Origin of the sequence: Heliomicrobium gestii, from assembly GCF_009877435.1 — a bacterium.
GTDB lineage: Bacteria > Bacillota > Desulfitobacteriia > Heliobacteriales > Heliobacteriaceae > Heliomicrobium > Heliomicrobium gestii.
Genome location: NZ_WXEX01000050.1, coordinates 1 through 412, shown reverse-complemented (window position 1 = coordinate 412; position 412 = coordinate 1). Strand labels below are relative to the sequence as shown.

3 tRNA genes and 1 rRNA gene are annotated in these 412 nt (G+C 54.4%); all 4 read left to right on the top strand.

Annotated features, from left to right (window positions below):
* Positions 1–83, top strand: a 23S ribosomal RNA gene (locus GTO89_RS17220); the annotation flags it as partial.
* An 80-nt stretch (positions 84–163) separates the two neighbouring features.
* Positions 164–238 (top strand) — tRNA-Gln (locus GTO89_RS17015).
* Between the two features lie 7 nt (positions 239–245).
* A tRNA-Lys gene (locus GTO89_RS17010) sits at positions 246–321 on the top strand.
* A gap of 6 nt (positions 322–327) precedes the next feature.
* Positions 328–403 (top strand) — tRNA-Glu (locus GTO89_RS17005).
* Positions 404–412: the final 9 nt, after the last annotated feature.

Sequence of the window (412 nt, the reverse complement as noted above, 5' to 3'; positions counted from 1 at the left end):
TGATGACCTGGTAGATCGGCCCGAGATGTACGCGCCGTGAGGCGTTCAGTCGACGGGTACGAATCGGTCGAGGACTTGACCTTTCTCTTGCTGCTTTACAATCATCCGATGTGTGGTTTTCAAGGGGCAAACCATGTCCCATATCACCCTTGGTGAGTTTCGTTGGGGTGTAGCCAAGCGGTAAGGCAGCGGACTTTGACTCCGCCATTCGTTGGTTCGAATCCAGCCACCCCAGCCACCTATATGATCCATTAGCTCAGTTGGTAGAGCACCTGACTTTTAATCAGGGTGTCGCTGGTTCGAGTCCAGCATGGATCACCATCATGCGGCCCGTTGGTCAAGCGGTCTAAGACACCGCCCTTTCACGGCGGTTACAGGGGTTCGAATCCCCTACGGGTCACCATCTTCTTCT